General features: G+C 64.6%; 17 protein-coding genes. 11 read left to right on the top strand and 6 right to left on the bottom strand.

Features of this window, described 5'->3' with window-relative positions; all coding sequences use genetic code 11:
- The first annotated feature begins 203 nt into the window (after window positions 1-203).
- The 5 genes from hppD to RN01_RS20145 all read left to right on the top strand — a co-directional run bounded on the left by hppD (window position 204) and on the right by RN01_RS20145 (window position 6,557).
- Entirely contained in the window at window positions 204-1,277 is a 1,074-nt protein-coding gene (hppD, locus tag RN01_RS20165; RefSeq protein WP_017515300.1) for a 4-hydroxyphenylpyruvate dioxygenase, read from the top strand.
- Between the two features lie 180 nt (window positions 1,278-1,457).
- Window positions 1,458-2,846: an amino acid permease gene (locus RN01_RS20160; protein ID WP_024570520.1), complete on the top strand. Its 1,389-nt coding sequence runs from the start codon at window positions 1,458-1,460 to the stop codon at window positions 2,844-2,846.
- A gap of 57 nt (window positions 2,847-2,903) precedes the next feature.
- Window positions 2,904-4,100 carry an amino acid aminotransferase gene (locus RN01_RS20155; RefSeq protein WP_024570519.1) on the top strand — a complete coding sequence of 399 codons (1,197 nt, stop codon included), beginning with the start codon at window positions 2,904-2,906 and terminating at the stop codon, window positions 4,098-4,100.
- A gap of 119 nt (window positions 4,101-4,219) precedes the next feature.
- Window positions 4,220-5,752 (top strand): amino acid permease, encoded by a 1,533-nt coding sequence (locus tag RN01_RS20150; RefSeq protein WP_017515108.1) that lies wholly within the window; start codon window positions 4,220-4,222, stop codon window positions 5,750-5,752.
- A gap of 97 nt (window positions 5,753-5,849) precedes the next feature.
- On the top strand, window positions 5,850-6,557 hold the full coding sequence (locus tag RN01_RS20145) for a glutathione S-transferase N-terminal domain-containing protein (RefSeq protein ID WP_017515107.1): 708 nt from the start codon (window positions 5,850-5,852) through the stop codon (window positions 6,555-6,557).
- A gap of 38 nt (window positions 6,558-6,595) precedes the next feature.
- Here the strand turns inward: RN01_RS20145 and RN01_RS20140 are convergent, their stop codons facing one another.
- On the bottom strand, window positions 6,596-7,411 hold the full coding sequence (locus tag RN01_RS20140) for an IclR family transcriptional regulator (protein WP_035835892.1): 816 nt from the start codon (window positions 7,409-7,411) through the stop codon (window positions 6,596-6,598).
- Window positions 7,412-7,587: 176 nt separating this feature from the next.
- Here RN01_RS20140 and RN01_RS20135 point away from each other — a divergent pair, with 176 nt between their 5' ends.
- Both RN01_RS20135 and RN01_RS20130 read left to right on the top strand, forming a co-directional pair.
- A complete protein-coding gene (locus tag RN01_RS20135; RefSeq protein WP_369799875.1) occupies window positions 7,588-8,523 on the top strand; it encodes a Bug family tripartite tricarboxylate transporter substrate binding protein in 936 nt (311 codons plus the stop codon).
- A gap of 17 nt (window positions 8,524-8,540) precedes the next feature.
- The gene (locus tag RN01_RS20130; RefSeq protein WP_017513076.1) at window positions 8,541-10,883 is read left to right on the top strand and encodes a cytochrome P450/oxidoreductase; all 2,343 of its coding nucleotides are present in this window, start codon (window positions 8,541-8,543) and stop codon (window positions 10,881-10,883) included.
- Window positions 10,884-10,951: 68 nt separating this feature from the next.
- On the opposite strand, the gene RN01_RS20125 is transcribed toward RN01_RS20130, so the two are convergent.
- Window positions 10,952-11,914, bottom strand: a complete 963-nt coding sequence (locus tag RN01_RS20125; RefSeq protein WP_008651045.1) for a chemotaxis protein — start codon at window positions 11,912-11,914, stop codon at window positions 10,952-10,954.
- Window positions 11,915-12,406: 492 nt separating this feature from the next.
- Between RN01_RS20125 and RN01_RS20120 the strand changes: the two genes are divergently transcribed.
- The 3 genes from RN01_RS20120 to RN01_RS20105 all read left to right on the top strand — a co-directional run bounded on the left by RN01_RS20120 (window position 12,407) and on the right by RN01_RS20105 (window position 16,752).
- Window positions 12,407-13,789, top strand: coding sequence for an NCS2 family permease (locus tag RN01_RS20120; protein WP_017513075.1), 1,383 nt, complete (start codon window positions 12,407-12,409; stop codon window positions 13,787-13,789).
- 561 nt (window positions 13,790-14,350) lie between these two features.
- Window positions 14,351-14,665: an H-NS histone family protein gene (locus RN01_RS20115; RefSeq protein WP_008651043.1), complete on the top strand. Its 315-nt coding sequence runs from the start codon at window positions 14,351-14,353 to the stop codon at window positions 14,663-14,665.
- A 1,094-nt stretch (window positions 14,666-15,759) separates the two neighbouring features.
- Complete coding sequence (locus tag RN01_RS20105; protein WP_024570516.1) at window positions 15,760-16,752, top strand: Lrp/AsnC family transcriptional regulator; 993 nt, start codon at window positions 15,760-15,762, stop codon at window positions 16,750-16,752.
- 51 nt (window positions 16,753-16,803) lie between these two features.
- On the opposite strand, the gene RN01_RS20100 is transcribed toward RN01_RS20105, so the two are convergent.
- From RN01_RS20100 to RN01_RS20085, 4 genes are all read right to left on the bottom strand, one after another.
- Window positions 16,804-17,259, bottom strand: a complete 456-nt coding sequence (locus RN01_RS20100; protein WP_024570515.1) for an SCP2 domain-containing protein — start codon at window positions 17,257-17,259, stop codon at window positions 16,804-16,806.
- Window positions 17,256-18,176, bottom strand: coding sequence for a U32 family peptidase (locus RN01_RS20095; protein WP_024570514.1), 921 nt, complete (start codon window positions 18,174-18,176; stop codon window positions 17,256-17,258). The genes RN01_RS20100 and RN01_RS20095 overlap by 4 nt, the downstream gene beginning before the upstream one ends.
- Before the next feature lie 33 nt (window positions 18,177-18,209).
- The gene (locus tag RN01_RS20090) at window positions 18,210-19,238 is read right to left on the bottom strand and encodes a peptidase U32 family protein (RefSeq protein WP_024570513.1); all 1,029 of its coding nucleotides are present in this window, start codon (window positions 19,236-19,238) and stop codon (window positions 18,210-18,212) included.
- 117 nt (window positions 19,239-19,355) lie between these two features.
- The gene (locus RN01_RS20085) at window positions 19,356-20,192 is read right to left on the bottom strand and encodes an IclR family transcriptional regulator (protein WP_017513160.1); all 837 of its coding nucleotides are present in this window, start codon (window positions 20,190-20,192) and stop codon (window positions 19,356-19,358) included.
- A 152-nt stretch (window positions 20,193-20,344) separates the two neighbouring features.
- Here RN01_RS20085 and RN01_RS20080 point away from each other — a divergent pair, with 152 nt between their 5' ends.
- Complete coding sequence (locus tag RN01_RS20080) at window positions 20,345-21,793, top strand: NAD-dependent succinate-semialdehyde dehydrogenase (RefSeq protein WP_024570512.1); 1,449 nt, start codon at window positions 20,345-20,347, stop codon at window positions 21,791-21,793.
- Window positions 21,794-21,818: the final 25 nt, after the last annotated feature.

The following is a 21,818-nucleotide window of genomic DNA, read 5'->3' as shown; positions in this document are numbered from 1 at the left end:
TTTCGTTTCCCAAACTAGCCGTTTGACGAAATCTTATCTCATATCCGAGGGTTTTCCTGCGCCTCTAAGGAAATCCTATTTAGCTGGCCGGCATATAAACTTTTCGCATGTCGAGCAGCGTGGGAAGCGCCTCCGGGTGCCCCCAATCCGTTTCCCCGCCGCAATATTATTTCCACCCCCGCATCCGCCCCCGAGCACTGACCATGGCCGACCTCTTTGAAAACCCGATGAAGCTGATGGGCTTCGAGTTCGTTGAATTCGCCTCGCCCACGCCCAACGTCCTGGAACCGCTGTTCGAGAAAATGGGCTTCACCCTGGTGGCCCGTCACCGTTCGAAGGATGTCGTGCTGTACCGCCAGGGCGACATCAATTTCATCGTCAACAACGAGCCGCATAGCCCCGCCGCCTATTTCGCCGCCGAGCACGGCCCGAGCGCCTGTGGCATGGCATTCCGCGTCAAGGATTCCCACCAGGCCTACAACCGCGCGCTGATGCTGGGCGCCCAGCCGGTGGAAATCGCTACCGGCCCGATGGAACTGCGCCTGCCCGCGATCAAGGGCATCGGCGGCGCGCCGCTCTACCTGATCGACCGTTTCGAAGACGGCAAGTCGATCTATGACATCGACTTCGAATTCATCGAGGGCGTGGACCGCCACCCGAAGGGCCACGGCCTGAAGCTGATCGACCACCTGACGCACAACGTCTACCGTGGCCGCATGGCGTACTGGGCGAGCTTCTACGAACGCCTGTTCAACTTCCGCGAAATCCGTTACTTCGACATCCAGGGCGAATACACGGGCCTGACCTCGAAGGCGATGACCGCGCCGGACGGCAAGATCCGCATCCCGCTGAATGAAGAATCGTCGAAGGGCGCCGGCCAAATCGAGGAATTCCTGATGGCGTTCAATGGCGAAGGCATCCAGCACATCGCCTTCTCTGTCGACAACCTGGTCGAAGTCATCGACAGCCTGCAGATGGCCGGCGTCGAACTGATGACGGCACCGAACGACTATTACTACCAGGCCCTGGACACCCGTCTGCCAGGCCATGGCCAGCCGGTGGACCAGCTCAAGGCCCGCGGCATCCTGCTGGACGGCACGACAGAAGGCGGCAAGCCGCGCCTGCTGCTGCAGATCTTCTCGAAGACCGTGCTCGGCCCTGTGTTCTTCGAATACATCCAGCGCTCCGGCGACGATGGCTTCGGCGAAGGCAACTTCAAGGCGCTCTTCGAATCGCTCGAACGCGACCAGATCGAACGCGGCACGCTGAAGGTCTGATCTTCCGGGGGCTTTCGCCCCCGCCTCCCCGCTTGAAACAGATTTGCGCCGGCATCCCCCCCGGATGGCGGCGCGCACCCTGCGCCCGGCGTCACCCACGCCGGCGCGCTTTATTGACAAGCGTCCGCCTCAAGAGAGACGCGCCCGACATTCCACAAGAATGGGTAGAGGAAACAACTCATGCACGCTCCCGACAATCAAGGCACGCTCCAGCGTGGCCTGAAGAATCGTCACATCCAGCTCATCGCGCTGGGCGGCGCCATCGGCACCGGCTTGTTCCTGGGCATCGCCCAGACCATCAAGCTGGCGGGCCCCTCGGTGTTGCTGGGCTACGCGCTGGCCGGCGTGGTCGCCTTCTTCATCATGCGCCAGCTCGGCGAAATGGTCGTGGACGAGCCCGTCGCCGGCTCGTTCAGCTACTTCGCCAACAAGTACTGCGGACACTTCGCCGGCTTCATGTCCGGCTGGAACTACTGGGTGCTCTACATCCTCGTCAGCATGGCCGAGCTATCGGCCGTCGGCATCTACGTCCAGTACTGGTGGCCCGGCATTCCGACATGGATTTCCGCGCTGGCCTTCTTCCTGATCATCAACGCGATCAACCTTGCCAGCGTGAAGTCGTTCGGCGAGATGGAATTCTGGTTCTCGATCATCAAGGTGGCGGCCATCGTCGGCATGATCGGTTTCGGCGGCTACCTGCTGGCCACCGGCACCGCGGGCCCCGACGCCAGCATCGCCAACCTGTGGCAACACGGCGGCTTCTTCCCGAACGGCTTCAGCGGCCTGGTGATGGCCATGGCTGTGATCATGTTCTCGTTTGGCGGCCTCGAACTAGTAGGCATCACCGCTGCGGAAGCGGACAGCCCCGAGAAGAGCATCCCGAAGGCGACCAATCAGGTCATCTACCGCATCCTGATCTTCTACGTCGGCGCGCTGGCCGTGCTGCTGTCGCTGTATCCGTGGGAAAAGGTCGTGACCGGCGGCAGCCCGTTCGTGCTGATCTTCCACGCGATGAACAGCAACGTGGTAGCCACCGTGCTCAATATCGTGGTGCTGACCGCCGCCCTGTCGGTCTACAACAGCGGCGTCTATTGCAACAGCCGCATGCTGCTGGGCCTGGCGCAGCAAGGTAACGCCCCGCGCTCGCTGATGCGCGTGAACCGCCGCGGCATTCCGCTGACCGCGCTGGCCGTCTCGGCCATCGCCACCGGCATCTGCGTGGTGATCAACTACTTCATGCCCGGCGAGGCCTTCGAACTGCTGATGGGCCTGGTGGTCTCGGCCCTGATCATCAACTGGGCGATGATCAGCATCATCCACCTGATGTTCCGTCGCGCCAAGGCGGCCGCCGGCAAGACCACGCGCTTCCAGAGCCTGGGCTACCCGCTGACCAACTACGTGACGCTGGCCTTCCTGGCAGGCATCCTCGTGGTGATGTTCCTGACGCCTGGCCTGCGCATCTCGGTCTACCTGATTCCGGTATGGCTGGGCGTACTTGGCGTAAGCTATCGCCTCCGGCAGAAAAAGGCCGGTTCGGCCATGCCCGCCGCCAGCGCCCAGATCCAGTAATTGCCGGTGCGGCCTCCGGGCCGCCGCCCTCCTGAACCAAACAGCCAGACGCATCCCATGTTCGAACATATAGAAGCCTTTCCGGGTGACCCGATCCTCTCGCTCAACGAGGACTTCCAGCAGGACCCGCGTACCAACAAGGTCAATCTGAGCATCGGCATCTACTTCGACGACGAAGGCCGCCTGCCGGTGATGAAGGCCGTGGCGGAAGCCGAAGCCGCGCTGCTGTCTGACATGGGTCCGCGCCCGTACCTGCCGATGTCCGGCATGGCCGCGTATCGTCAGGCCGTGCAGGCGCTGGTGTTCGGCGAGGATTGCGCCGCCCGCGCCGAAGGCCGCGTCGCCACGCTGCAGACGCTGGGCGGCTCGGGCGCGCTGCGCGTCGGCGCCGATTTCCTGAAGCGCTACTTCCCGAAGGCGGAGATGTGGATCAGCGATCCGAGCTGGGAGAATCACCGCGTGGTCTTCGAGCGTGCCGGCTTCAAGGTCAACACCTACCCGTACTACGATCCGGCCACCGGCGGCCTGAAGTTCGACGCGATGCTTGCCGCGATCGAAGCGATCCCGCAAGGCGACATCGTGCTGCTGCACGCGTGCTGCCACAACCCGACCGGCGTCGACCTGAACCAGGACCAGTGGCGCCAGGTGATCGGCGTGCTTAAGGCGCGCAAGCTGCTGCCGTTCGTCGACATGGCCTACCAGGGTTTCGGCTCGGGCCTGGACGATGACGCCTTCGCCGTGCGCGAACTGGCCCGCCAGAATGTGCCCTGCCTGGTGGCCAATTCGTTCTCGAAGAACTTCTCGCTGTACGGCGAGCGTTGCGGTGGCCTTTCGGTGGTCTGCCAAAGCGCCGACGAAGCCAGCCGTGTGCTGGGCCAGCTTACCGGCGCCGTGCGCGCCAACTACAGCAACCCGCCGACCCACGGCGCTCGCGTGGTGGCCCGTGTGCTGACCACGCCGGCGCTGCGCGCGAACTGGGAGCAGGAACTGGCCGCGATGTGCCAGCGCATCACCCGCATGCGCCAGGCCATCCACGACCATCTGCGTGAGCATGTGAGCGGCGAAAAGCTCTCGCGCTACATCACCCAGCGCGGCATGTTCACGTACACCGGTCTGTCGGCCGATCAGGTCGACCGCCTGAAGAACGAGCACGGCGTGTACGTGCTGCGCTCGGGCCGCATGTGCGTGGCCGGTCTGAACGAGCGCAACGTGGGCGTCGTCGCCAACGCCATCGGGCAGGTGCTAAAGGGCTGAAGGGCTGAATCGCCTAAAGCACGCCTTTGCAGTCACAAGGCCACCCTCGGGTGGCCTTGTTCTTTTCCCGTCCGGCGTTTTTGTCTTATGATGCCGCCCACCTCCATGGCCGGCAGCCTATGTCCAATACCAATACAACACCAGCCGTCCCCGTTCCCGGCCTGCGCCGCGAACTGCGCGCGCGCCATCTGACCATGATCGCCATCGGCGGGTCGATTGGCACCGGACTCTTCGTCGCCTCGGGCGCCACCATCGCCCAGGCCGGCCCCGGCGGCGCGCTGGCCGCCTACATCCTGATCGGCGCGATGGTCTACTTCCTGATGACCAGCCTGGGCGAACTGGCCGCGTACATGCCCGTGTCCGGGTCCTTTGCCACCTATGGCGCGCTGTACGTCGACGAGGGCTTCGGTTTCGCGCTTGGCTGGAACTACTGGTACAACTGGGCCGTCACGATCGCCGTGGAGCTGGCCGCGGCGCAGCTAGTCATGCAGTACTGGTTCCCCGACACGCCAGGCGTGCTCTGGAGCGCCCTGTTCCTTGGCCTCATGTTCGCGCTCAACGCGATCTCCGTGCGTGGTTTCGGCGAAGCGGAATACTGGTGCGCGCTGATCAAGGTCCTCACGGTGATCGCCTTCATCGTCATCGGCACCTTGATGATCTTCGGCATCATGCGCGGCGATTTCTCCCAGGCAGGCGGACTGGCCAACCTCAGCATCGGCGATGCGCCGTTCGTCGGCGGCCTGCCCGCCATGATCGGGGTGGCGATGATCGCGGGCTTCTCGTTCCAGGGCACCGAACTGATCGGCGTGGCCGCCGGGGAATCCGACGAGCCGGCCAAGAACATCCCGCGCGCGGTGCGTCAGGTGTTCTGGCGCATCCTGCTGTTCTACGTGCTGGCGATCCTGATCATCGGCATCCTGATTCCATACACCGACCCCAGCCTGCTCAAGACCGACGTGGAAACCGTGGGCGTAAGCCCGTTCACGCTGGTGTTCCGCCATGCGGGTCTTGCGTTTGCCGCGGGCGTGATGAACGCCGTGATCCTGACTGCCGTGCTCTCGGCCGGCAACTCTGGCATGTACGCGTCCACGCGGATGCTCTACAACCTGGCCACCGAGGGCCGCGCGCCGCGTATCTTCGCGCAACTCACCCGCAATGGCGTGCCCCTGGTCGCGCTGCTGGCCACCACGGCCGTCGGTGGCCTGTGCTTCCTGACGTCGCTGTTCGAAAGCAAGTCGGTCTACCTGTGGCTGCTGAACCTGTCGGGCATGACCGGCTTCATTGCGTGGCTGGGCATCGCGGTGAGCCACTACCGGTTTCGCCGGGGCTTTATGGCGCAGGGCCTCGACCTGAACCGCCTGCCCTATCGCTCGCCATTCTTTCCGTATGGGCCGATCTTCGCGTTCGCGCTGTGCATGATCGTCACGCTCGGCCAGAACTACCAGGCCTTCAGCGAAGGCAAGATCGACTGGGTGGCCGTGACGGCTACCTATGTGGGCATTCCGATCTTCCTGCTGATCTGGCTCGGCTACCGGCTCGTGCGCAAGACGCACTTCGTGCCGTATGCCGAAATGAAATTCCCGGCCCTGCCGGAGATCGAAACGGACGATTCACCGGCGACGCGGCCTCTGGCCCCGGCATCGGCCGAATAGCACGGCATACCGAAGCCCCCGGGTGACCGGGGGCTCCGGCAACCTTCCGCCGAAGCGTTTACCATCCTCGTCTAGCCTTCAACGTTACGAGGATCTCATGGCAGACCTGTCCGCCTTCCCCATTACCAAGCGATGGCCGGCGCAACATTCGGATCGCCTGCAGTTGTACTCGCTGAATACCCCCAACGGCATCAAGGTATCGCTGATGCTCGAGGAAACCGGCCTCCCCTACGAACCGCATCTGGTCCGCTTCGACAAGAATGACCAGATGACGCCGGAATTCCTGTCGCTGAATCCGAACAACAAGATCCCGGCCATCCTCGACCCGAATGGCCCCGGCGGCAAGCCGCTGGCACTGTGGGAATCAGGCGCGATCCTGCTCTACCTGGCCGAGAAGACCGGCAAGTTCATGTCCGCCGATCCGGCTCTGCGCTACGAGACGATCCAGTGGGTCATGTTCCAGATGGGCGGCATCGGCCCGATGTTCGGACAGGTTGGCTTCTTCAACCGGTTCGCCGGCAAGGACTTCGAGGACAAGCGTCCGCGTGACCGCTATGTCAGCGAGTCGCGCCGCTTGTTGAATGTGCTGAATGAACGCCTGAAGGGGCGCCAATGGATCATGGGCGACGACTACACGATCGCCGACATGGTCACCTTTCCGTGGATCCGCAACCTGCTGGGCTTCTATGAAGCCGGCGATCTGGTCGGCATTCAGGACTTCCCCGACGTCACGCGCGTGCTCGATGCGTTCGTGGCCCGCCCGGCCGTGCAACGCGCGGTCAATATCCCGAAGCGCCCTGAATGATCCGGACTAATACCGGATAAGGCGTATCACGTGGCACATTACGCGGCGTAGCCCAGCAACGCGCTGATCGCCGCGGCTTCCTCGCGCACGGCGCGGCCGACTGGTCCGTCGATCGAAGGATCGAACCCACCGGTCGCGCCCAACGCCGTCAGCACCGCGCATACACGGCCCGTGTAGTCACGCACCGGCGCCGCCACGGCGCTGATGCCCTTCAGATTCGTATCACGCACCGATGCGCAGTCTTGCGCGCGAACTGGCTCGCGCAACTTGCCGAGCGGATCGACAGCATCGAGCAGCGCCCTGCGGTCAGGCGGCAGCATCTGCAGTTCCTCCTGCGCCAGTGCCTCCACGCTGGATTCATCGAGCAGCCCCAGAAACACGCGTCCGGTGGCCGAAGACAGCAACGGCATTACCGAGCCGACGCGCGCGTTCACCGTGACCGGCAAACCCGGTTCCTCGATGCGTACGATGGTCGCCCCGCGGGTTCCCATCACCGCGACAAAGCAGGTCACTTCCAGCCGCTCGCGCAGGCGGATCAGGGCGGCTTCCGACAGCCGCAGCGGATCGGCCTGCCGCATCGCGGCCAGCCCGATCTGCAGCGCCTCGATCCCGAGGTGGTACTGCTGCGTGCCTGCCTCCTGCGCCACAAACCCTTCCTCCATCAGGCTCACCAGATATCGGTGCACTTTGGCCGGACTTTCGTCGAGTTGCGCGGCGATGGCCGTCAGGCTGGCGCGGCCACCCAGGCGGGCGAGCCCCTTGAGCACGGCCATGCCGGTTTCGGCAGCCTGCACGCGCTGGCGCCGCGCTCGCGGGCGCGGCGCGGGGGTGGATTCGGCAGGTATGGCTGGCATGGCGGGTGTCCTTGGCATGGCGTCTGCGGTTAACCCTCATTCAATGATTACGCAATGCGTATATGATTTACGCAAAACAGGCCAAATACCATCCGGCCAAATACCAAGGAGACAACCTGATGCGCCCCTCTCAGCCTGCAGCGCTGTTCGCTGCATCCATTGTGTCTGTGACGTCCATGGCATTTGCCGCCAGCGCGGCACATGCCACCGATAGCTATCCGACCAAGCCGATCCGCTGGATCGTGCCGTATGCAGCCGGTGGTGGTTCGGATTTCCTGGCACGCACGATCGGACAGGGGTTGTCGGCAAAGATCGGCCAGCCGGTGGTGGTGGACAACAAGCCCGGCGGCAACACGGCGATCGGCGCATCGGAAACCGCACGTTCGCCCGCTGACGGCTACACGGTGCTCTCCGCCGACAACGGCACGCTGGTATTCAACCCCGTGCTGTACAAGACGCTGTCCTATAACCCTACCCGCGACCTCGCGCCGGTGACACTGATTGGCCGCTTCCCGATGATCCTGGTGGTGGGACCGGGTAGCACCGCGAAGACAGCGCAGGAATTCATCGCACAGGTCAAGGCCGCGCCCGGTGGCATCAACTATGGTTCCGCCGGCGCGGGCAGCCCTCACCATCTGGCGATGGAACTGCTCAAGGTGGAAGCGCACCTGACGATGACACACGCGCCCTATCGCGGCGCGGGCCCCGCTCTCTCCGACGTGGCCGCGGGCCAGATTCCCGCGATGATGGTCGACTACGCCGCCGGCGCGGGCTTCATCAAGGGTGGCAAGGTACGCCCGCTGGCCGTGGCGAATCCCACCCGTCTGGCGCAACTGCCTGACGTGCCGACGTTCGCGGAACTTGGCTACAAGAATGTCGAGGCCGCCGCGCTGGTCGGGATGGTCGTGCCGGCCGGCACGCCGCCCGATGTCATCGCCACGCTGAACAAGCAAGTGGTGGCGTCGATCAAGGACCCCGCCATCAACAAGAAGCTGGTGGATTTCGGCGTGGAGCCGGTAGGCAATTCCCCCACGCAATACAGCGACCTGCTGCGTGCCGAGAGCACGCGCTGGACCAAGCTGATTCACGATCTGAAGATCACGTTGGACTAATCTCGCTGGACTGAACCATGCCGCAGACGAACGCACCCGCCAGCAGTGGAAGCTGCCCGATCGACCACAGCGCCCTGCGCGCGCCCAACGGTTGCCCGGTCAGCCACCAGGCGGCGGCGTTCGATCCCTTCGAGGACGGCTACCAGCAGGACCCGCCCGAGTACGTGCGCTGGTCGCGCGCGCAGGAGCCGGTGTTCTACAGCCCGAAGCTCGGCTACTGGGTGGTGACGCGCTACGACGACATCAAGGCGATCTTCCGCGACAACATCACCTTCAGCCCGTCGATTGCGCTCGAGAAGATCACGCCCACGGGTGAGGCGGCCAATGCGGTGCTGGCCTCGTACGGCTACGCGATGAATCGCACGCTCGTCAACGAAGACGAGCCCGCGCACATGCCGCGCCGCCGCGCGTTGATGGAGCCGTTCACACCCGCCGAACTGGCCCACCACGAACCGATGGTGCGCAAACTCACACGCGAGTATGTCGACCGTTTCATCGACACCGGGCGCGCGGACTTGGTGGACGAGATGCTCTGGGAGGTGCCGCTGACGGTGGCGCTGCATTTCCTCGGCGTGCCCGAGGAAGACATGGACCTGTTGCGCCAGTACTCGATCGCCCATACGGTCAATACATGGGGCCGCCCGAAGCCCGAGGAGCAGGTGGCCGTGGCCCACGCCGTGGGCAACTTCTGGCAACTGGCCGGCCGCATTCTCGACAAGATGCGCGAAGATCCATCCGGCCCGGGCTGGATGCAGTACGGCCTGCGCAAGCAGCGCGAACTGCCCGAGGTGGTCACCGATTCGTACCTGCACTCGATGATGATGGCCGGCATCGTGGCCGCGCACGAGACCACGGCCAATGCGTCGGCCAACGCGATCAAGCTGCTGCTGCAACATCCCGATGTCTGGCGGGAGATCTGCGAAGACCCGGCATTGATTCCAAACGCGGTGGAAGAATGCCTGCGGCACAACGGCTCGGTGGCCGCCTGGCGGCGCCTTGTCACGCGCGACACCGAAGTGGGCGGCATGTCGCTCGCGGCTGGCAGCAAATTGCTGATCGTCACGTCGTCGGCCAACCATGACGAACATCATTTCGCCGATGCCGATCTGTTCGATATCCATCGTGACAATGCCAGCGACCAGCTTACGTTCGGCTACGGCTCGCACCAGTGCATGGGCAAAAACCTCGCGCGCATGGAGATGCAGATCTTCCTGGAGGAACTGACCAGCCGGCTGCCTCATATGCGTCTGGCCGGGCAGCGCTTCACCTACGTGCCGAACACCTCGTTCCGTGGCCCGGAGCATCTCTGGGTCGAATGGGAGCCGGCACGCAACCCCGAACGGACCGATCCGACGGTGCTGGCGCCACGTGATGCGGTCCGCATCGGCGAACCGACTGGCGGCACCACCGGCCGCACGCTCGTTGTCGAGCGCGTCGAGACGGCCGCGCAGGGTGTGGTGAGGATCCGCCTGGTTTCGCCCGATGGTCGCGCGCTACCGCGCTGGTCGCCGGGCTCGCATATCGACGTCGAATGCGGCCACACCGGCATCTCGCGCCAGTATTCGCTGTGCGGCGACCCCGCCGATACCAGCGCCTTCGAGATCGCGGTGCTGCGCGAGCCCGAAAGCCGTGGTGGATCGGCGTGGATTCATGCCAGCCTGCGCGCAGGCGACAAGCTCAAGGTGCGCGGCCCGCGCAATCACTTCCGGCTCGACGAGACCTGCCGTCGCGCGATCTTCATCGCCGGTGGCATTGGCGTGACTCCGGTCAGCGCCATGGCAAGGCGTGCGAAAGAACTGGGCGTCGACTACACCTTCCACTATTGCGGCCGCAGCCGTGCCTCCATGGCGATGATCGATGACCTGCGCGCCCTGCATGGCGATCGCGTGCGGATTCATGCCGCTGATGAAGGCCAGCGCGCCGATCTCGCGCAAGTGCTCGGCGCACCCGATGCGAACACGCAGATCTACGCTTGTGGACCGGCCCGGATGATCGAGGCGCTGGAAGCCTTGTGCGCGACATGGCCCGAGGATTCGCTGCGCGTGGAACACTTCAGTTCGAAACTTGGAACGCTCGATCCCTCCAGGGAGCAGCCGTTTACGGTCGAACTGAAGGACTCGGGGCTTACGCTTGAAGTCCCTCCGGACCAGACGCTGCTCGCCACCCTGCGCGCCGCGAACATCGACGTGCAAAGCGATTGCGAGGAAGGCCTGTGTGGATCGTGCGAAGTGCGCGTGCTGGCCGGCGAGATCGACCACCGCGACGTCGTGCTGACGCGCGGCGAGCGTGAAGCGAACAACCGGATGATGGCCTGCTGCTCGCGAGCGACGAAGGGCGGAAAGATCGTGCTGGGGCTGTAAGCCGGCGCGAGGGCTTGATGCGCCAGCCCGTGGCGCATCAACCGGCAACAACGCCATTCAGCACGGCATCACGGATGCCGCGCGAGCACACCCCGAATCGTATCGGCCAGATCTTTCGCCAGGAACTTCGACACATACGCATCGGCGCCAACCTTGCGCACGTGCTCCTCGCTGGCCTCGCCCGAGAGCGATGAGTGGATCACCACCGGCAGCGACTTCAGCCGGGCGTCGGCCTTGATCTTGCGCGTCAGGGTGAAGCCATCCATCTCCGGCATTTCCAGATCGGTCAGCACCAGCGCGATCTCGTCGCGGACCGTGGCGCCCTTGCTGGCGGTCAGGTCGGCGATCTCGCCGAGCATGTCCCAGGCTTCCTGACCGGACTTGGTCATCACGACTTGAACGCCCATTGCCTTGAGGCCGTTTTCGATCAGACCACGCGCCAGCGCGGAGTCGTCCGCGCAGAGAATCTTGCTGCCGGGGCGGATCGACAATGCCGGGCCGACGGTCGACGGATCCACGTCCGGCTGGCGCGAAGGCAACACGTCGCGCAGGATCTGCTCGACGTCCAGCACCTGCACCAGGCGCGGATTTTCGCCACCCGCATCGAGCTTGGCGATGCTGGTCACCAGCCCGCCCTTCACGCTGGTCTCGGCGGAGATCACCTGGTTCCAGTCCAGGCGGACGATTTCCTCGACCGCTTCCACCGCGAAGCCCTGCGTGGACCGCGCGTATTCGGTCACGAGCATGATGTTCAGGCCCGACTTCGGATTGCATTCCAGCAGGCGCGGCAGGTCGATGACCGGAATCACCTGCCCACGGATATCGGACATGCCCAGGATCGACGGCTCCGCGCCAACCACGCTGGTCACCGGCGGCATCACCAGGATTTCTCGGACCTTGAACACATTGATGCCGAACAGTTCGGACTGCCCGGTGTGTGCCGCATCACCCAGTCGGAACAACAGCAACTCGAACTGGTTGTTGTTGGTCAGGTTGGTGCGCTCGTCGATGTCTCTCATCGCGCTGGTCATGCTCTAGCTCCGCTGGATGGGGTGAATACGGGTATTGCCGAGGAACTAACGGCGGGGAGCCTTCAACCTTTAGCCTCCGGCACGACCCGGGGCGCAGCGCCCGCGCTCGAATGACGTACCAGTGACGCGTCCATGGCGCGCTTGTGACGCATACCGCTCCCCGAACGCCGTCGCACGCGCACCAAGGGAAATCCCTGAGCCTCGCAATGCACTGCAAACCCGGGGTTATTCAGCCCCGGGCATGTTCCGCATGTTCGCTCGATGATGAAGACAACGTCACGCTCGCCTACCTTTGAGCCTCGCCGGATCCCGCCCATCAGAGGTGGCTGACCGGCCCCGGCCCTAGGGCCGGACACCGAGGAAAGAGCGACCGCACCCCTTGCCCGATGCCCACGGGACCTCCGCCCTCACACCCGGAACCATGTGAGACGAGGCTGACGCCCGATCCGTACGCGGACGCGCGCAGCGCCCCCTGCAAGGAGACACAACATCATGATCGAACAGCCCTATCCGTCCGTCGCGGACACGGATGCCGCGCCCCCCACTGCCCAAGGCAAAATCGACCAGTACTTCCAGATCAGCGCGCGCGGCAGCACGCAGCGCCGCGAGGTCGTCGCCGGCATCACCACCTTCATGGCGATGGTGTATGCCGTTTTCGTCGTGCCTGGGATGCTCGGCAAGGCCGGCTTCGATACCAGCGCGGTATTTGTCGCCGTCTGCCTTACCACCGCATTTGGCTCGCTACTGATGGGCCTCTGGGCCAAGTTGCCGATTGCCATTGGTTGCGCGATCTCGCTGACCGCGTTCATGGCCTTTGGCCTGGTGCTGGGCCAGCATCTGTCCCCCGCCGTGGCGCTGGGCGCCGTGTTCCTGATGGGCGTGGTCTTCACCGCGATCTCGGTGACCGGCGTGCGCACCTGGATCCTGCGTAACCTGCCGGCAGGCGTGGCACACGGCGCCGGCATCGGTATCGGCCTGTTCCTGCTGCTGATCGCTTCGAACGAAGTCGGCCTCGTCATCAAGAACCCCGGACCCGGACTGCCCGTCTCGCTCGGCAATATCACCGCCTTCCCGGTGATGATGTCGATCCTCGGACTGGCCGCGATCTTCGGCCTTGAGCGTCGCCGCGTGCCGGGTGGCATCCTGCTGGTGATCGTGGCGATCTCGACGCTCGGGCTTGTTTTCGATCCAGCGGTCAAGTTCACCGGCATCTTCGCGCTGCCGACGCTCTCCGCGCCGGGTCACACCTCGCTGATTGGCGCCATGGATATTCGCGGCGCGCTGTCCGCCGCGGTGCTGCCGAGTGTGCTGGCACTGGTGATGACCGCCGTCTTCGACGCCACCGGCACGATCCGCGCGGTGGCCGGTCAGGCCAACCAGCTTGACGCCACAGGCCGCATCCACAACGGTGGCCGCGCACTGACCGCCGACTCCGTGAGCTCGATCTTCTCGGCCTTCTTCGGCGGCGCCCCGGCTGCGGCCTATATCGAATCGACCGTCGGCGTGGCCGCGGGCGCCCGCACCGGCCTGGCTGCCGTGACCGTCGGCGCGCTGTTCCTGGCCGTGATGTTCTTCTCGCCGCTGGCTGGGCTGGTGCCGTCGTACGCCACCGCTCCCGCGCTGATGTACGTGGGTCTGCTGATGCTATCGAGCGTGTCGCGCCTGCACATGGATGACCTGGTCGACGCGCTCTCGGGCCTGGTCTGCGCCGTGTTCATCGTGCTGACCTGCAACATCGTCACCGGCATCATGCTCGGCTTCTGCACGCTGGTGATCGGCCGCATCGTCTCGGGCGAATGGCGCAAGCTCAATATCGGCACGGTCGCGATTGCCGTCGCGCTGGCCGCGTTCTATGCAGGTGGCTGGGCGATCTGATCGCACCCATCACCGAGAATCTTGTCTCCTCCACCTGGGATGACCGGTGGATTTGCCAGCCTCCGGGGACTTTCCCCCCGGAGGCTTTTTTCTTCCCCTCGTTCTCCTGTTAGTTATTGTCGGCACCGTATCGGAAAGCTCCGAAGAATCGATACAGCGCCATTCGAAAACCCGACAGAAATATCATCGGCGCCATTCGCTGACCACGATGACTCGTCAATCGTGGATTGGAATCCGGGTGACTCAACCTCCCTCAGCTGCTTATCCAGATTGCCCGGATACAGCGCCATAAAATCCCGGGTGGCTATCTTGCCGCGTTTTGGTTAGGATGCCGGTCGGCGCCGATGGCTATCCGCCTCCGCCGCAGCGCGCAACCCAATCACAATAATGGGCGGACTTGCCTGCGCCATATGTCTAATAGACGCGATGCAAAGCGAATTTTTCGTTCGCAAATTAGCGTTTAACCCGTGCTTTTTCAGATATTTTTTGTAATATTTTTGTTGTGCGGGTGCGTTGCGATGTCCTGTAACATTCCGCCACAAATCTATCGGGGATCCAAAAATGCCGACCTACAAGCAGTTGCTAGCGGAAAAAGAAGCACTCGAAGCCAAGCTCAATGAAGTTCGCGCCAATGAAGTGGCTGGCGTGATCGAGCAAATTCGCCAATTGATGGCCGATTATGATCTGACCGTCGAGGACATCGCACCCAAGCGCCGTCGCGGTCGTCCGGCCAGCGGCGCCACCGTGGCACGCAAGACGTCGTCCCTGCCGCCGAAGTACCTTGACCCGAAAACCGGCAAGACCTGGTCGGGCCGTGGCCGCGCGCCGGCATGGCTCGGCAAGCGCCCCGAGCGCTTCCTGATCGAACAGGCGTAAGAGAGTTCAGCGGGCAGTCCGGCAAACGCCGGGCTGCCGCATGAGGCGCGCTGCTCAGCGCGCCCCGCAAAGATATTCGCTACGCAACGCCCGGAATCCGAGTTGCGTTGGCTCGGGCGCGACATTCGCGCCCCCATCCCCCCTTGGCTCCAGTCGGAGCACCCGCGCCGAGCAATGCTGGGCGGTCTCATCCCTCGTGTACCGGATCTCGTACTGCGCGCCCGTTCGCGGGATGAAAGACACCCCCGCCGCGCAACGAACCTCCTCGGCCGGGGGCGCAGCCGTCGACGTCACGGCCACGTAAATCCGCTTATCCACCGCTACCTTCCGCTCGCGCGTTCGTGACGGCGGTTCCGGGGAGCTTCCGACCATATCCAGCTCTCCGTCGCGCCCCATCGCGGCCAATTGCTTTCCGGTTCCCGCCAGCACGAGCGGCCACGGTGCCTTGGGGCAGCTTGCGGGGTCCAGCACGCTGAAGGTCGTACGGTCGTCGGTGCTGGTCGTCACCCGCACCATCGCGTAGGGCGCGTCGGGCGGTACCCGATAATGGCTCACGCAACCGCCCAGCACGAGAGCGCAGGGGATACAGAGCACGGCAGCGGACCGGTTCAGACGCATAGGGCGTACGAAGATGACAGTTGACCGACGATGAAGCGAAAGCCGGGAGGCGCCGTCCCGCCCCGGGTATGACCCTGTGGGCGGTGAGGATATCCACAGGTTCTGTGGATATCCTGCCTGAGCGGTTCGCGCTAGCCCTTTATGTACGGCACCGCACTGGACTGCACAAGATTTAGGCAGCCCTGCCGATAACACGACGCCGGAACTGGTCAATGTAGATCAGGAACGCTTCCACCCCAAGTTTGGACTCCTGCCTGCCAGCACGCTGCGCGCTTGCATCTGCGGCCGCGGGACACGGCATCTCCGCCTCCGTTGACACCGGTCAACCGTGACTACGCGGAACTTCACGATGATGCCCCCATGTCTCGGGCGACATCAGTCCCTCCTCGGACTCGCGGCCTCCGCATCGGCCTTGATGCTTCGGCTTTGACACCTGGCGCCCGGGCCAATCCAAGTGGATAGCCCCGATCGTCGCCATGTTTGATGACACCCAACTCTACGACCGCATTCAGCACGATTTCCCGCTCGACACCCGCCCCTATCAGCGCGCGGCATCACTACTCGGCCTCTCCGAGCGAACGGTACTGAGCCTGCTTGCACGAGACCTCGGGAACGGACGCATCAGCCGCATCGGCGCGGTGTTCGCCCCCAATTCGATCGGGACCAGCACGCTGGCCGCGCTGGCGGTGCCGCCCAATGAAATGAAGCAGGTGGCCGAACGTCTGAACGCGGACCCGGCAATCAGTCACAACTATGCCCGTACCGGTCATCGCTACAACCTCTGGTTCGTCGCCGGCGCGCGCGATCGCACGATGCTCGATGCCGTGCTGCAGCACATCGCCGACGACGTGGGGTACCAGCCGATTGATCTGCCACTCGAACGCGAATATCACATCGACCTCGGCTTTCCACTCGGCAAGGGCCGGGCGGCCAGCAAACCAACCCGGCGAGCACCGCCAGCATCCGTGCCCAAGCCCGAGATGGACGAGTGCGACTGGCGTCTGGTGGCCGCGCTGGAGCCTGGCCTGTCTCTGACGCCGGAGCCCTATCACGCGCTGGCCGAGCGCTGTGGCTTGCCACTGGCCGAGACGCTGCAGCGCCTGCAGCAGTGGCGCAAGAATGGCGTGATCCGCCGCTTTGGCGTCATCCTGCACCATCGGCCATTTGGGTATTCGCACAATGCGATGTGCGTGTGGAATGTGCCCGATGCGCGCGTCGATGCCATCGGGATGCGCATCGCCAGCCTGCCGCACGTCACGCTGTGCTACCGACGCCCCCGACGCCTCCCAAACTGGCAATACAACCTCTTTGCCATGGTGCACGCACGCGGGATGCACGAACTCGAGATGACGCTGTCGCGCTTCGATGCGATTGACGGGCTAGCCGCCATGCCGCACGCTGTACTACGTGCCAGCCATTGCTTCAAGCAACGCGGCACGCGCTACGGCAATATTCCGGCGAGGGTCTGAGCCCTCGCCCGCCCGCTTGCGCTGGCCTTAATCTTCCATTCAGGATTCCATTCAGGACGCCGAGGCCGGCGCGGGAAACAGCACGGACAACCGCGCGGCGAATGGCCCTACCCACGTCGGGCGTGGCGCGGCATCCAGCCAGTATTTGACTTCCAGCCCCAGTTCGGTGTCGCCGCTGATCGACAGGCGGCGCTGGAAAAACAGCGTGTCCGTGTCGGCATCGCCGCTGATCAGGCGAAGGTAGTCCGCCACCTTGGCGCGCAAGGTCAGGTCCGACGCGGAACCATCGAACGGCCCCGGCGCAAACCGGCCATCGACACATCGAAAGCGCACTTCCAAGCCGATATCCTCGACCGTCAGCCGGAAAGTATGGCCATTCAGCGCGGCCGGCGGCTCCAGCCATCCCGAGCGGCGCATGGCCTCCACGGCCAACACGAAGGGCAACGCGCGCGCGGGCGCTGGCATGTGCCGGTGCACCCGCGACATCAATCCGGTCAGCATCGTCATGCCGTAGCCTCCTCGCTCTCAATCCATCGAATGCCCGGCTTGCCCGTCCAATACCCGTTACTGGGTGCCGCGTCCGCAGGCATGACCGGACTCGGCGCCGCCGGCATTCCGTGGCGAATGCCATCGAGATGGGCAATCGCTTCGAAAGTGCCTGTGGAATGAGGGCTGACACGCATCAGACCAACACCGGCCTCCGCCATCCGCGACACTTCGGCGCAGAGGTCGAGGCAAGTGGCCGACTGCGTCTGGATGCCATTGAGCGTGAAGAACGCCTGCCCCTCGCCCGTGTCGGCCACCAGCCCGTCTGGATAGTCCAGGCAGCGGAATTCGCAGGCGTCCTTACGCAGACGGTGATGGCGTGCGGTAAAGCAGCGCGCGGAGAACGCCAGCGGCATACGCCCCCAGACCAGTGCTTCCAGATCAAGACCCGCCGGGCGCGCCGCGGCCAGCGCGGCCATCGTGCGGCCATCCATTTCGACCGGCACCGTGCAACCTACCGCGCCAAGCGATGCCAGCCATGCCAGCGTGTCGCCCTGATAGACGTTCAGGTGTGGGCCGCCCACGAACGGACGCCCGCCCATGCAGCGCACCGCGCCAAGGTCGTTGGCTTCGACCAGGTAGTCGTCCTGCCCGCAAACCCGGCGCATGACAGCGATATCGCTGTCGGATTCGACCAGCACCGGCGTCGACAGCACCACCTGCTTGCCTGCCTCGCGCAACATCTGCGCGATTTCGAGCCAGTCCGCATGGCGTAGTTCGTGCCGCCGCGTGCAGACGGCTTCGCCGAGATGGACACGGTCGACGGGGCTGTCCGCGACTGACGCGTAGAACTGCAGCACCGTCGCGCGCGGCCAGTAGTAAAGCAAGGGGCCGAGGGAAATTCGAAACAAGGGAGATTGCTGTGTGGGCATTGCCATGTGGAGTCCTGGCTTGTGATGGTTGGACGCCGCTCAGCGCCAGGGCCGCTCGTACGCGCCTTGCGTGACCTGGTCGCCTTCGGCGTGGCGTCCCAGCGTGGCCTGCCATTCCTGGCGCGGCGCGAACCGCTTCGGATCGCGGTATGCATCGTCAATGGCCGCGCGCAGCACACCCACCACGTCGGCGACGTAGCGCGGGCTGCGCTGCCGGCCTTCGATCTTGATCGCGGCGATGCCAATGTCGATCAGCGTGGGCAGCAGCGATACCGCATTGAGACTGGTCGGTTCCTCCAGCACGTAGCCGCGCTCGCCTTCGACCGTGAAACGGCCCTTGCAGAGGGTCGGATAGCCCGCCGGCTCGCCAGGGGCGTAGCTGTCGATCAGGATGCCGGACAGTCGCGCCTGCATCGTGCCGTCCTGTTCATCCCAGCGCACCGCATGGGCCGGAGAGCAGACGCCCTTGTTATTGGGCGAGTCGCCGGTAGCGTAGGACGACAGCAGGCACCGGCCCTCCGCCATCACGCAGAGGCTGCCGAATCCAAAGACTTCGAGTTCGATATCGGTCTGCCGGGCAAGCTTCGCGATCTGCGTGACCGTGAGCACGCGCGGCAGCACGACGCGCCGGATGCCGAACTGCTCGCGCATCAGCTCGATGGCATCGGCGTGGGTGGCAGAGCCCTGCACGGAAAGATGGATGCGCAGGGACGGATGGCGTTTCGCGGCATAGGCAATCAGACCGGGGTCGGCCATGATGACCGCATCCGCGCCGAGCGCGGCGGCCGCGTCGACGGCATGGTGCCATTGCTCGACGTGGCCCATCTGAGCGAACGTGTTGATAGCGAACAGCACTTCGGCACCGCGTGCGTGGGCCTCGGCCACACCGGTACGGATATCGTCCTCGCTGAAATTCAGACCGCCGAAGTTACGCGCGTTGGTGGCATCGCGCAGGCCCAGATACACCGCGTCGGCGCCGTGCTGCAGCGCCATGCGCAGCGCTGCTAGCGAGCCTGCGGGTGCGACAAGTTGAGGGCGGCGCACGGGCGCCGCCAAGGGTGGATTCATCGCATCGGGTCCGGAAAGGGAGTTCCCGGATGCTAGCGATACGCTGATGGTGGGCCTTTGACTCGGCGCAAACGAAACGAAAGCGTCGCGCCGCGTTTGCCGGCGTTGGCCGCTGTATCAGCCCACTGCGCGCGACAGGCGACCGGCGCCGAGCCGCGCGGAAAGCTGGTCAGCCAACGCACGGACCTGTCCGCCGATTTGCTCGCCGGTCGGCGCATCGATCTCGCTGGTCAGGTAGCTGACCGCGATGGCGCCCACCGCGCGCGAACGCGTGGCGTCGAACACGGGTGCGCCAAAGCAAGTCATGCCATCGCGCATCTGGCCGTTGTCAATCGAGTACCCGAGTGCGCGAACCTGTTCGAGTTCATCCACCAGCGCCGCGACCGTGGCCACGCTCGCGCGCGTCAGCGGCACGGGCATCCCCCCATCGAACAGATGCCTGACTTCCGCCGCCGGTACGGTGCTAAGCATGGCCTTGCCCGTGGCCGTATATGGCGCGGGCAGCCGCATGCCGATGCGGAAGGTCACGCCCAACGGGCGGTCGCCATTCTGGCAGGCCAGGTACACCACCTCGGCGCCATCGAGCATCGACAGCGTGACTGTGGCGTCGTGAAAGGCGTCGGTCTCGTCCCAAAGCGCCCGGAATTCTTCCGTGATCTGCGTCTGCGACAGGAAGGCATTGGCCCAGCTCATCACATGTGGTCCCAGCGCCATCGCTCCGCCCGGCAGGCGCTTGAGCAATTGAAGCTGGACGAGCGTGTCGCACATGCCGTGCAGCGAACTCTTGGGCGCGCCGGTCAGCCGGGTCAGGTCGGCCAACGTCAGCGGCTCCGGCGCTGACGCCACGGCGTCCATCACCTGGACCGCGCGCACCACGGCAGGCGAAGTGGACTTGAGCGCTGGCGCGGCGTCCGCCGCTTCTGCGGCGGGAATGGCATAGGCTGTCTTTGGCATCGGCTGGCTGCTATCGGAACGGTTCTTGCCCTCTGGCGGTCTTTCCGACGAGGGCGTAAGATATTCCATCGTTCCGCATATCGAATATCGTTCAATCTATTGAACGATATTAAACACCGCAAACCCGACGAATGCAACCCGAGGATTTCGCCATGCAACTCAAGGACCCTTCGCTGTTCAAGCAACTGGCCTATGTCGACGGTCAATGGATCGGCGCCGATTCGGGCGCCACGTTCGACGTCACGGACCCGGCCACTGGCGAGGTCATCGCCCGGGTGGCCGACCTGGGTGCTGCCGAGACCACGCGCGCCGTTGCTGCCGCGGAAGTCGCCCAGAAAGCCTGGGCGGCAAAGACCGGCAAGGAGCGCGCTAATATCCTGCGCCGCTGGTTCGACCTGATGCTGGCCAATACCGACGACCTGGCCTACCTGATGACGCGCGAGCAAGGCAAGCCGCTGTCCGAAGCCAAGGGCGAGATCGCCTACGCCGCCAGTTTCATCGAGTGGTTCGCCGAGGAAGCCAAGCGCGTGGACGGTGAAGTGCTGGCCACGCCTGCCGCCGACAAACGGCTGGTCACGCTGCGCCAGCCGGTGGGTGTGTGCGCCGCCATCACCCCGTGGAACTTCCCGGCCGCGATGATTACGCGCAAGGTGGCGCCGGCGCTGGCCGCTGGCTGCGCGATCGTGATCAAGCCGGCCGAACTGACGCCGCTGTCCGCATTCGCGCTGGCCGAACTCGCGCATCGCGCCGGCGTGCCGGCAGGCGTGCTGCAAGTTGTCACCGGCGACGCCCGGAACATTGGCGGCGTGCTGACGGCCAGCCCGATCGTGCGCAAGCTGTCGTTCACGGGCTCGACGGAAGTGGGCCGCATCCTGATGGCTCAGTCGGCGCCGACCATCAAGCGCCTGTCGCTCGAACTCGGCGGCAATGCGCCGTTCATCGTCTTTGACGATGCCGACGTCGATGCGGCCGTGGAAGGCGCGATCGTCGCCAAGTACCGCAACGGCGGCCAGACCTGCGTGTGCGCGAACCGCTTCTACATCCAGGACGGCATTTACGATGCGTTCGCCGCTAAGTTTGCCGAGCGCACCACTCAGCTGCGCGTCGGCAACGGGCTCGAGGCAGGCGTGGTGATCGGCCCGTTGATCGAAGACGCCGCGATCGAGAAGGTGAATTCGCTGGTCGAGGATGCCACGTCCAAGGGTGGCAAGGTACTGGCCGGTGGCGGCAAGCACCCGCTCGGCGGCACGTATTACACGCCGACCGTGATCGGCAATGCCACCGCCGACATGCGCATGGCGCGCGAAGAAATCTTCGGGCCGGTGGCACCGCTGTTCCGCTTCAAGCAGGACGACGAAGCCGTTGCCGCCGCCAACGCCACCGAGTATGGCCTGGCCGCCTATCTCTACACCCGCGACATCTCGCGCGCATGGCGCACCGCCGAGGCGCTGGAGTACGGCATGGTCGGCCTGAACACGGGCCTGATCTCCAACGAGGTGGCACCGTTCGGCGGCATCAAGCAATCCGGTGTCGGCCGCGAAGGCTCGCGCCACGGCATCGAGGAATACCTCGAGATCAAGTATCTTTGCCTGCAGATGTGATTGAGTCCCCCTCTCCCGCTCACTC

Origin of the sequence: Cupriavidus sp. SHE, from assembly GCF_000812445.1 — a bacterium.
GTDB classification, from domain to species: Bacteria; Pseudomonadota; Gammaproteobacteria; order Burkholderiales; family Burkholderiaceae; genus Cupriavidus; species Cupriavidus metallidurans.
This window is presented reverse-complemented; position numbering and strand designations above follow the sequence as displayed.

Coding starts and splice junctions, on each gene's coding strand:
- hppD (WP_017515300.1), top strand. CDS start 204: ATGGCCGACCTCTTTGAAAACCCGATGAAGCTGATGGGCTTCGAGTTC.
- RN01_RS20160 (WP_024570520.1), top strand. CDS start 1,458: ATGCACGCTCCCGACAATCAAGGCACGCTCCAGCGTGGCCTGAAGAAT.
- RN01_RS20155 (WP_024570519.1), top strand. CDS start 2,904: ATGTTCGAACATATAGAAGCCTTTCCGGGTGACCCGATCCTCTCGCTC.
- RN01_RS20150 (WP_017515108.1), top strand. CDS start 4,220: ATGTCCAATACCAATACAACACCAGCCGTCCCCGTTCCCGGCCTGCGC.
- RN01_RS20145 (WP_017515107.1), top strand. CDS start 5,850: ATGGCAGACCTGTCCGCCTTCCCCATTACCAAGCGATGGCCGGCGCAA.
- RN01_RS20140 (WP_035835892.1), bottom strand. CDS start 7,411: ATGCCAGCCATACCTGCCGAATCCACCCCCGCGCCGCGCCCGCGAGCG.
- RN01_RS20135 (WP_369799875.1), top strand. CDS start 7,588: ATGGCATTTGCCGCCAGCGCGGCACATGCCACCGATAGCTATCCGACC.
- RN01_RS20130 (WP_017513076.1), top strand. CDS start 8,541: ATGCCGCAGACGAACGCACCCGCCAGCAGTGGAAGCTGCCCGATCGAC.
- RN01_RS20125 (WP_008651045.1), bottom strand. CDS start 11,914: ATGACCAGCGCGATGAGAGACATCGACGAGCGCACCAACCTGACCAAC.
- RN01_RS20120 (WP_017513075.1), top strand. CDS start 12,407: ATGATCGAACAGCCCTATCCGTCCGTCGCGGACACGGATGCCGCGCCC.
- RN01_RS20115 (WP_008651043.1), top strand. CDS start 14,351: ATGCCGACCTACAAGCAGTTGCTAGCGGAAAAAGAAGCACTCGAAGCC.
- RN01_RS20105 (WP_024570516.1), top strand. CDS start 15,760: ATGTTTGATGACACCCAACTCTACGACCGCATTCAGCACGATTTCCCG.
- RN01_RS20100 (WP_024570515.1), bottom strand. CDS start 17,259: ATGACGATGCTGACCGGATTGATGTCGCGGGTGCACCGGCACATGCCA.
- RN01_RS20095 (WP_024570514.1), bottom strand. CDS start 18,176: ATGGCAATGCCCACACAGCAATCTCCCTTGTTTCGAATTTCCCTCGGC.
- RN01_RS20090 (WP_024570513.1), bottom strand. CDS start 19,238: ATGAATCCACCCTTGGCGGCGCCCGTGCGCCGCCCTCAACTTGTCGCA.
- RN01_RS20085 (WP_017513160.1), bottom strand. CDS start 20,192: ATGCCAAAGACAGCCTATGCCATTCCCGCCGCAGAAGCGGCGGACGCC.
- RN01_RS20080 (WP_024570512.1), top strand. CDS start 20,345: ATGCAACTCAAGGACCCTTCGCTGTTCAAGCAACTGGCCTATGTCGAC.